Source organism: Microbacterium sp. CCH5-D1 (assembly GCF_001557335.1).
In the GTDB taxonomy this organism is placed as follows: domain Bacteria; phylum Actinomycetota; class Actinomycetes; order Actinomycetales; family Microbacteriaceae; genus Microbacterium; species Microbacterium oxydans.
This window is the reverse complement of sequence record NZ_LSJW01000065.1, coordinates 1-8,040: the sequence shown is the minus strand read 5'-3', so window position 1 is coordinate 8,040 and position 8,040 is coordinate 1. Positions and strand designations below refer to the sequence as shown.

Annotated in this window: 14 protein-coding genes and 1 pseudogene; 6 read left to right on the top strand and 9 right to left on the bottom strand. The window is 64.0% G+C overall.

Annotated elements, in window-relative coordinates:
* The 3 genes and pseudogenes from AX744_RS20960 to AX744_RS04165 all read right to left on the bottom strand — a co-directional run.
* Nucleotides 1–380, bottom strand: a pseudogene (locus tag AX744_RS20960) (heavy metal translocating P-type ATPase); the annotation flags it as partial.
* Between the two features lie 52 nt (nucleotides 381–432).
* Nucleotides 433–756 (bottom strand): heavy-metal-associated domain-containing protein, encoded by a 324-nt coding sequence (locus tag AX744_RS04170; protein WP_061015477.1) that lies wholly within the window; start codon nucleotides 754–756, stop codon nucleotides 433–435.
* A 30-nt stretch (nucleotides 757–786) separates the two neighbouring features.
* Nucleotides 787–1,068, bottom strand: a complete 282-nt coding sequence (locus AX744_RS04165; RefSeq protein WP_061015476.1) for a metal-sensitive transcriptional regulator — start codon at nucleotides 1,066–1,068, stop codon at nucleotides 787–789.
* Nucleotides 1,069–1,556: 488 nt separating this feature from the next.
* Here AX744_RS04165 and AX744_RS04160 point away from each other — a divergent pair, with 488 nt between their 5' ends.
* From AX744_RS04160 to AX744_RS04150, 3 genes are all read left to right on the top strand, one after another.
* Nucleotides 1,557–2,126 (top strand): TlpA family protein disulfide reductase, encoded by a 570-nt coding sequence (locus AX744_RS04160; RefSeq protein ID WP_061015475.1) that lies wholly within the window; start codon nucleotides 1,557–1,559, stop codon nucleotides 2,124–2,126.
* Entirely contained in the window at nucleotides 2,123–2,884 is a 762-nt protein-coding gene (locus AX744_RS04155; RefSeq protein WP_061015474.1) for a cytochrome c biogenesis CcdA family protein, read from the top strand. The genes AX744_RS04160 and AX744_RS04155 overlap by 4 nt, the downstream gene beginning before the upstream one ends.
* A gap of 282 nt (nucleotides 2,885–3,166) precedes the next feature.
* Nucleotides 3,167–3,496, top strand: coding sequence for a DUF7882 family protein (locus AX744_RS04150; protein ID WP_061015478.1), 330 nt, complete (start codon nucleotides 3,167–3,169; stop codon nucleotides 3,494–3,496).
* Here the strand turns inward: AX744_RS04150 and AX744_RS04145 are convergent.
* The 6 genes from AX744_RS04145 to AX744_RS04130 form a co-directional block, all read right to left on the bottom strand.
* Nucleotides 3,493–3,768: a hypothetical protein gene (locus AX744_RS04145; RefSeq protein WP_045264182.1), complete on the bottom strand. Its 276-nt coding sequence runs from the start codon at nucleotides 3,766–3,768 to the stop codon at nucleotides 3,493–3,495. The genes AX744_RS04150 and AX744_RS04145 overlap by 4 nt on opposite strands.
* A gap of 54 nt (nucleotides 3,769–3,822) precedes the next feature.
* Nucleotides 3,823–4,161 carry a DUF7882 family protein gene (locus AX744_RS04140; protein ID WP_045264181.1) on the bottom strand — a complete coding sequence of 113 codons (339 nt, stop codon included), beginning with the start codon at nucleotides 4,159–4,161 and terminating at the stop codon, nucleotides 3,823–3,825.
* Between the two features lie 299 nt (nucleotides 4,162–4,460).
* The gene (locus tag AX744_RS19905) at nucleotides 4,461–4,637 is read right to left on the bottom strand and encodes a CsbD family protein (protein WP_082066565.1); all 177 of its coding nucleotides are present in this window, start codon (nucleotides 4,635–4,637) and stop codon (nucleotides 4,461–4,463) included.
* Nucleotides 4,638–4,675: 38 nt separating this feature from the next.
* Nucleotides 4,676–5,437: a DUF2382 domain-containing protein gene (locus AX744_RS04135; protein ID WP_061015473.1), complete on the bottom strand. Its 762-nt coding sequence runs from the start codon at nucleotides 5,435–5,437 to the stop codon at nucleotides 4,676–4,678.
* A 78-nt stretch (nucleotides 5,438–5,515) separates the two neighbouring features.
* Nucleotides 5,516–5,764, bottom strand: coding sequence for a hypothetical protein (locus AX744_RS20535; RefSeq protein WP_197073242.1), 249 nt, complete (start codon nucleotides 5,762–5,764; stop codon nucleotides 5,516–5,518).
* Entirely contained in the window at nucleotides 5,743–6,177 is a 435-nt protein-coding gene (locus AX744_RS04130; RefSeq protein WP_197073241.1) for a hypothetical protein, read from the bottom strand. Before AX744_RS04130 ends, AX744_RS20535 begins: the two co-directional genes overlap by 22 nt.
* A gap of 213 nt (nucleotides 6,178–6,390) precedes the next feature.
* Between AX744_RS04130 and AX744_RS04125 the strand changes: the two genes are divergently transcribed.
* From AX744_RS04125 to AX744_RS04115, 3 genes are read left to right on the top strand one after another with little or no spacing between them, the layout of a single operon-like run.
* Nucleotides 6,391–7,086: a hypothetical protein gene (locus tag AX744_RS04125; RefSeq protein ID WP_061015472.1), complete on the top strand. Its 696-nt coding sequence runs from the start codon at nucleotides 6,391–6,393 to the stop codon at nucleotides 7,084–7,086.
* Entirely contained in the window at nucleotides 7,064–7,477 is a 414-nt protein-coding gene (locus AX744_RS04120; protein WP_061015471.1) for a phage holin family protein, read from the top strand. The genes AX744_RS04125 and AX744_RS04120 overlap by 23 nt, the downstream gene beginning before the upstream one ends.
* Entirely contained in the window at nucleotides 7,474–8,037 is a 564-nt protein-coding gene (locus tag AX744_RS04115; protein WP_061015470.1) for a DUF3618 domain-containing protein, read from the top strand. The genes AX744_RS04120 and AX744_RS04115 overlap by 4 nt, the downstream gene beginning before the upstream one ends.
* The last annotated feature ends 3 nt before the right edge of the window (nucleotides 8,038–8,040 follow it).

Genomic DNA, 8,040 nt, shown 5'->3' with positions numbered 1-8,040 from the left:
ACCGCACCGGTCAGGAACGGGGCACCGCCCCACACGTACATCACCGTTCCGAGAGTCGGCGACACCCACGCGACCCACGCCGCACCCGGCAACGGGTACCCCAGGATCATCGAGAACATCATCGAGAACCCGACCACCGGCACCGCGAGGAGCAGCATGATCCAGAACAACCGGCGGAACTGCCCCACGTGATCCCCGTGGCCACCATGCCCGGCGTGCCCCTCGTGCCCGGTGCCGTCGTGCGGTGCAGCGTGGTCCTGGCTCATCGCCGTGTGGTCGTGTTCCGTCGCGGCCTCGCTCGCGTGGTCGTGCTCCGTCGTGGCCGCCGGCGTGTGATTGTGGTGCGCGGTATGATCGGTGCGTTCGTCGTGCTGGCTCATCGGGGACTCCTTGCTCGGATGCGCGCGGGTGACCGGTCGCGTCGGGTGCGGCTCAGACGTCGCTGGTCGGGAGGGCGTAGCCGGCCTCCTCCACCGCGGCCTTCACAGCAGCGGGATCGACCGGTTCGGTGCTGCGGATGGTCACCCGGGAGGTGCCACCCGAGTTGAGATCCACAGTGACAGACTCGACGCCGTCGACAGCGCTCAGTTCTTCGCTGACGCTCGACACGCAATGTGAGCACGTCATACCGTCGACCAGCACCTCGGCTGTCACCGCAGCATCACTAGGTGCGGATGTCTCCGCGCTCGATGGCGCAGCGCAGCATGCGCAACCAGCGTTTGCATCCTTCAGCCCGAGCTCGATGCGATCAGTCATGATGTCTCCTTCAATTAGACAGACGTGTGGTCATGAACGAACCAGGCGGGCAATCGCTTCGTTGGCCTCACGCACCTTCTCGGCCGCGACCGCGCCGCCCTCCGCACTGGCTTCCGCGACACAGTGACTCAGATGGTCACTCAGCAGCGACAACGCCACCGTTTCGAGGGCCTTCGTCGCCGCAGAAACCTGCGTAAGGATGTCGATGCAGTACTTGTCCTCATCGACCATCCGTGCAATACCTCGTACCTGACCTTCGACACGGCTTAAGCGCTTGCGCAGATCCGCTTTGTTATCGTCATAGCCGTTCACACCCTCAGAATACCCCCTAGGGGTATATAACTCAAGGAACAGCGAAGGCAGTCCCGCTACGCCCCATTGCCTCGGGTAACTGGTGCATCACGGATGACGTGGGGTGGCGATCACGGTTGGCAACGAGGGCAGGTCGTACGGCTGCCACCTGCACTACGAAGTGAAGCCCGACAGCGAGTGCGTGAAACCCGCAGACCTTCATGGAGTGCGTCGGCGTGACCTTGCTGCTGTAACGCGATGCCCCGCGAACTGTTCAGCTACCTGGCCAACATCGTGACGGCCGTAGCCGGCGGTGACTCATCAGCCTACTTTGGCGCTACTGCCCTCAGGCTGCCAGAGTCCGTCACGACGTGCCCTGGAGAACATCGGAAGCGGCAAGCGAGTCGCGGGCGGTGGCCTGGTTCGGCGGACGCATAGGTGATGTGTATAGGGTGCGAAATGTGCGTCGAGACCCTCGCTTTCGTAAAGCTCGTGGTGCGGTCGGGGTCATGCTCGCTGCGGTGTTCGCGATCGGCCTAATCGGATGTGCGCCGGATCCGGTCAGCGATTCCTTCCTACGGGGCGAGAACACCGGCTATGTGGCCGCCAACGGCTCAATCGCCGAGATCCCGGTGGCCGAGCGGAGCGAACCCGTGGTCTTCAGCGGCGTAACTGAAACTGGCGATGATTTCGACAGCGCCGACAACTCTGGCAAGGTCACGGTGGTCAATTTCTGGTATGCCGGGTGCGCGCCGTGCCGCGTCGAGGCGAAGGATCTCGAGAGCGTTTGGCAAGAATACGGCGGCGAGGATGTAGCTTTCATCGGCATCAATACCCGCGACCAGGCCGACACTGCCCAAGCATTCTCTGAAGAGTTCGGCATCACCTACCCGAGCCTGATCGACGTGAACACGGCCGAGGCGAAACTCGCTTTCTCCGAAGTCGTGCCGATCCAGGCGACACCGACGACTCTCGTGCTCGACAAACAGGGCCGTGTCGCCGCCCGCATCATCGGACCCATCGACGGCACCTCGATCCTCTCGACACTCGTCAAGGACGCTCTGGCGGAGACACCATGAACGCCGACACCATCATCGGGTCCGGCGCGCTCTGGCTCGCAGTCCCCATCGCGATGCTCGCCGGTCTCGTGTCGTTCCTGTCGCCCTGCGTGCTCCCGCTGGTCCCCGGCTACCTCGGCTTTCTCGGCGGGACAGTCTCACCGAGCTCGAAAGGTGACGCGACAAACGCAGCCGCACCTGAGCGCCGACGACTCGTGTTCGGCGTGCTGCTGTTCATCCTCGGCTTCAGCGTCGTCTTCGTTCTCATCACTGCGCTGGGCGGAACGGCTGGCGTGTTCTTCCTACACTGGGGAGACCTGGTCACACGCATCCTCGGGCTCGTCGTCGTCCTCATGGGGCTCGTCTTCCTCGGGTTATTCAGTTTCGCCCAGAGGGAGGTCCGCTTCCACGTCAGCTCACGGGCCGGGATCGTAGGGGCGCCGCTACTCGGAGTGGCACTCGGTATCGGCTGGGCGCCATGCATGGGACCTACATTGGCCGCGATCATCGCGCTTTCATTCAACGCCGGCGACCCTGTCCGGGCCGGCTTCCTTGGCCTCGCGTATTCGCTTGGCCTCGGCATCCCGTTCCTTCTGGTCGCACTCGGGTTCGGTTGGGCGGCGAAGACGGTCGAGTTTCTCCGTCGTCACATCCGGGTGGTGAACGTCTGCGGCGGCATCCTGCTGATCGCCCTCGGCATCCTGATGGTGACCGGGCTGTGGACCGACATCATGTCGCGGCTGACGGCGGTGATGGGCAGCGTCATCCTCCCACTCTGAGACCTGGAGCGGGATGTCGCGCGCAACGACTAGAGCCGCCGCCGGGCTCGTTAACCGCTCACTGTCGTTCTAACGCCGAGGACGTTGCAGGTCGGCCTTCACCGCCCAATCCACACGCTCGGGAAGACACTCTAGGAACCGCTGCCCTGTGGATGGCCATGTCAGCGTTCCCGCCGTAAACGATCGTTTCCGGCGCGGGCATGACCGGAGGGCGCGGGTCCTGCCGTAAGCAGTAGCCGAAACTGGGTCTTCGGGTGGGTCCGGGTCACTAGGGTGGTTCTCATGGCCAGTCTTGTGTACGGGGATGGCGTGGATCCGATTCATATTGAGGATCGGGCGCTCGCGCATATGAAGATCGTTATTGCGACGAAGTTGCGTCGTAATGAGAGCTTCACGTTGTCGTGGAAGCATCCCGAGGGTGATCCGGGGGGGCGTTCGACGATCTGGATTCATCCGTCGATTCCGCTCCGGTTCACTTTCGATGAAGTTGAGCCGCCGCCGATCAGTCTCAGGTGGGTCGAGCAGCTCATGCACACCGCGAATTCGTCGGGCGGGATCACGCTCGTTGATGAAGTGTTGGATGCCCCTGAGATCGAAGCTGCTGCAGACTAGAGCAGATCCCAGCTTCCGGATAGGCCGAGTGTCAACACGGCTTGGTCGGAGTCCAGCGTCACGTGTTCTTCGGTGATGATCACGTGACTGTGGGGCGTGACCAGGGAGCGGACGAGTCGATCTCCTGCGGCTTCGAAGCGCACCACTCTTCCCGTGCTAGCGGCCGCCGCTTCGAGATCGTCGCAGAGCTGTTCCGCGTCCTGCGTCGGGGAGAGGATGAAACTTGCCCCGTCGATGGTGACAAGCGTCTGAAGTGTGGTGCGCTCGCTCATCCGTTCAGGGTACGAGCCGTGCGTTTGGGGATCGAAGGGGCTTGCGCGCTGGGGTCAGGCTGGTGCACTATCCAGATCGCGTTCGAGGCGAGTGCCCTCGGCGGGTTCGGGAGTGAGGTACAGGCCCGTGGGAGAGTTGGCGGCGAAGGCGAGGGCATCGACCCACGCCCGATTGATTGCCGGTTGCCGGCCCCCGAAGTACTTGAATACCAGCGCACTTCCGGAGTGCACCCACACCGTTGTGCGGCCACCGCCCGTACCGGCATCGTCTTTCCATGTGAAGGCGAAGGGCTCACCACGGCGGAGCTTCGCCGAGATGACGAGCTGGAGGTGATTGAGTGCCCTATCTTCGATGTCGACCTTCAGTCCGCCTTCGTAGATGAACTTTCCCATGACGTGCATTCCTCGGTCGTATCGCCACGGACACCTCTGCAAGCAGGCGAGACGAAGGGAATCGTCGTGCCGTGAATCTTCATTCTCTCACCGATCCTTGACGGCTAGTGTTCGCGTCCGACCAAGACGCTCACCGGCCGCGTTGGCGTGTTTTGACTCTCCGGCGCCCTGGCCCCCGTTGTCTCCGCGGTGCGGGAGACCCGCACGCGAAATAGTGAGACGCAAGCACCGAGTGCCGAGCAGAGAAGTATCCGGTGCCCGCGGGGGCGTGGGCACCGGATACGAGGGAGCGAGATTTGTTAGTTGTCGGACAGTGCGTCCTTGACGTTCTCGCCAGCCTTCTTCGCGCTGGCCTTGGCCTGGTCGGCGTGGCCGTCTGCTGTGGTCGACTTGTCGTTGGTTGCTTTGCCGACAGATTCCTTGGCTTTGCCTTTCAGATCTTCGGCAGTGTTCTTGATGTCATCTCCGATACCCATCGGATTCTCCTTTCAGTGGGGCTGACGACGGGGAGTTGTCAGCGGTCGGTGTGGGTGTCGCCCTCGAGCTCGATCTCTTCCTTGCGGACCTCTGCGCTGACCTGCTCAGTGTCGGTCTTGGTTTCTGTGCCGATGCGGACACGCTCGACCGGCACCGTCTCCTTCTCGACCACGGGGCGCTCCTCCGTGAGGACGACCTCGTGCTCTTCCTCGCTGATGTCCGGACCATCCAGGGCGTCTTCGACGTTCGCCTCCGTGATGGGTTCACGCTCGAGACGAACCTCTTCGTGGCTGACGGGGACCGTGACGGTCTCCTGCTCGGTGACGACGTACTTGCGGAGGCGGGCTCGGCCGGTCTCGACGCGCTCCGTGCCGACGTGCAGCTGCTCCTCGGACCGAGTCATCGCGTCGTCGGTCGTCGGTCCGGAGGTGTCGTAGCCGTCGGTCGATGCCACATCCCGGTCCGCGGGTGCGTTGGCGACGGGAGCGGCGCCGGTTCCGTAGTAGGTGTACAGCTCGTCCTGTTCGTTGTCGGTGAGGTCGGTGCCAGCATCGATGCGAGGTGCGTCCTTGACGAAGTCTTTCGCGTACGGGACTCGGAGATCTCCGTCGACGGGGTCGGCCTGGTCGAGCGGGACGAACGATTCCGAGGTTCCGAACAAGCCCGTCGCTACGGTTGCCCAGTTCGGCCGACCGCTGGTGGGGTCGACATAGATCTGGCCGACCTTTCCGATCTTGTTGCCGTCAGTGTCCGTGACGGTGGCCCCGATGAGGCTGGCGATGTTCTGTTCGCTGATCATTGGTGTTGCCTTTCGTTCGGTCGTGCGGGTGGTGGGTGGTTGAGGAAGTCGGTGTGTCAGGGGCGACGACGGCAGGGGTTACCGGCCAAGTCCCACGCGGTCGACCCTGCGGTGGTACCGCATCCCCGCAAGGCCGCCGAGGACCGCGCCGATGAGGGCGACCACAGCGGCACCGAGGGCGGTGAGGATGCCGGTGAGAGTGGCTGTCTCGGGGGTGACGGGGATGCGCGGGAAGCTCTGCAGGTTGGCGAGGATGTCCCACTGGGAACCGGCTATCGCGGTGACGATGGCGAGGATGATCGCGATCACGATCGCCCACAGCCACACCGCGACACCCTGCTTGACTCCACTGAAGCGGGCCATCCGTCCGGCGACGTAGCCCCGGCGTAGTAGGCGATGAGCAGGACGAGTCCGATCGCGATGGCGCTAATGATGCCGGTCGCGCCGACGTTCTCTGTCGCGGCGTCGGCGGCCTCCTCTGGGGTGGTGCCGTTGCCGAGCCCGACAGCGGCCCCGATCGCGGCGACCAGGGCGGTCAGGAGCACGGTGGTGCCCATGGCGGTCAGCCATCCGAAGAACGCGGATCCGAATTTGAACCCGCCGAATTCTGCTTTCTCACGCTCGTGGACATCGGTGCGGAGAGTGTGATTCGCATCGACGGGGACGGCTGCGTGAGAGGAGTCCTTGTCGTAGACGGGTGCGCCGGGTTCCCGGGGCTCGTGGGAATCGTTGCTGTTCATACGGCGAAAGTAGGCGCTTTCGGAACGAGCGCAGGAGGTGGTTGCCTCCGGGGTTCGAGGCGCGTACCGTATGCAAGCTTACTAAGTAAGCCTCTGTGTGCTCGGCCTGAATACACTGTAAGTCTGTTCGGAGCAAGGGTCCTGACCGAGGCGGGGGAGACGGTCTAGAACGGGTTCCACCGACTGTTCGGTCGGTCCGCGAGAGGAGCACTAATGTCGGACAACTATGAGACGGCCAGCCCGAGCGGCTCGGGCGTGAACGCCCCCGGTTCTTCGGGCAAGGTGGATGCTGTCAAGCAGGAAGCCACCGATCTGAAGGACACGGCGGCAACTCAGGCGAAGGATGTTCTTGGCACCGCCAAGGATGAGGCTGCGACCGTCGTGGGGGAGGCGAAGACGCAGGCGAAGGAGCTGTATGCGCAGACGCAGCGGGAGCTGTCGGAGCAGGCGAACACCCAGCAGCAGCGTCTTGCCGGTGGTCTTCGCTCTGTCAGCGACGAGCTCGGCTCCATGGCCACTAACTCGGAAGGCAGTGGCGTCGCCAGCGATCTGGTCCAGCAGGTGTCGGGGCGTTTGTCTGCTGCCGCAACCTGGCTCGGCGACCGGGACCCTGGTTCTGTGCTCAGGGAGGTCAAGCGCTACGCACGTCGCAAGCCCGGCACGTTCATCCTCGCCGCCGCGATCGGCGGCATCGTTGTGGGGCGCCTCACCCGCGCCCTCGCCGCGAATGCTTCCGACGATAAAGACGCCGCTCCCGTGCCGGCACCTCCGCAGGTGCACCCTGACCCGTCCGTGCCCGTCCCCGTGGTGAACGACACGGGCGCTGGCACGCCCGTGTACTCGCAGGCGGCCGCCAGCCGTCCGGACATTCTGGGGGAGGACGGCTATGACCGACCCGACACCGTCTGAAGCGAAAGCCGCATCCACCTCGATCGGAGATCTCCTCGGGGAAGTGTCCCGCGACATTTCGACGCTGATGCGCCAGGAGGTCGCCCTCGCCAAAGCAGAGTTGAAGGACTCGGCCACGAAGTCTGCCAAGGGTGCGGGCCTGATGGGTGCCGCCGGCTACGGCGCACTGATGGCGGTGTTCTTCCTGTCCGTCGCGCTGTGGTGGGCTCTGGGAACGCTGATGGGTGGCGGCTGGTCCGGCGTTGTCGTCGCGGTCCTGTGGGCACTCATTGCCCTGATCCTGTTCCTGGTCGGGCGCAGCCAGATCAAGCAAGTGAAGGGCGTCCCGCAGACCGTGGACACCCTGAAAGAGATCCCCGAAACGCTGAAGAGAAATGAGGAAAACCGATGAGCGATTCACCCGACGAGATCCGCGCCGACATTGAGCGGACCCGCCACGACCTCGGCATGGACGTGGACGCCCTGGCCGATAAGGTCTCCCCGTCGAAGATCGTGGACCGACAGGTCGAAAAGGTTCGCGGTGCGTTCACGTCCGTCCGTGAGCGTGTGATGGGCGCAGCGGATGACGCCGGCTCGTCGCTGTCGGATGCGGGCTCTCACGCGGGAGATCTGAAAGACCGCGCCGTCGCCAAAGCAGAAGGGAACCCGCTGGCGGTCGGTCTGATCGCCTTCGGCGCCGGCTTGGTCATCGCCTCGCTGATCCCCGCGTCATCGAAGGAGAAGGACCTCGCTGCAACCGTGAAGGAGCAGGCGCAGCCGCTGGTTGACGAGGTCACCGATGCTGCGAAAGAAGTCGGCGATCATCTGAAGGAGCCTCTGCAGGCGTCGGTCGAATCCGTGAAGTCGTCGGCGCAGGACTCCGTCGCCACCGTTAAGGACGAAGTCCAGGGCGCGGCCAGCGACGTGAGAGACCAGGCTCAGCACGCTCGCGAGAACATCTCCGACAGCTGACCC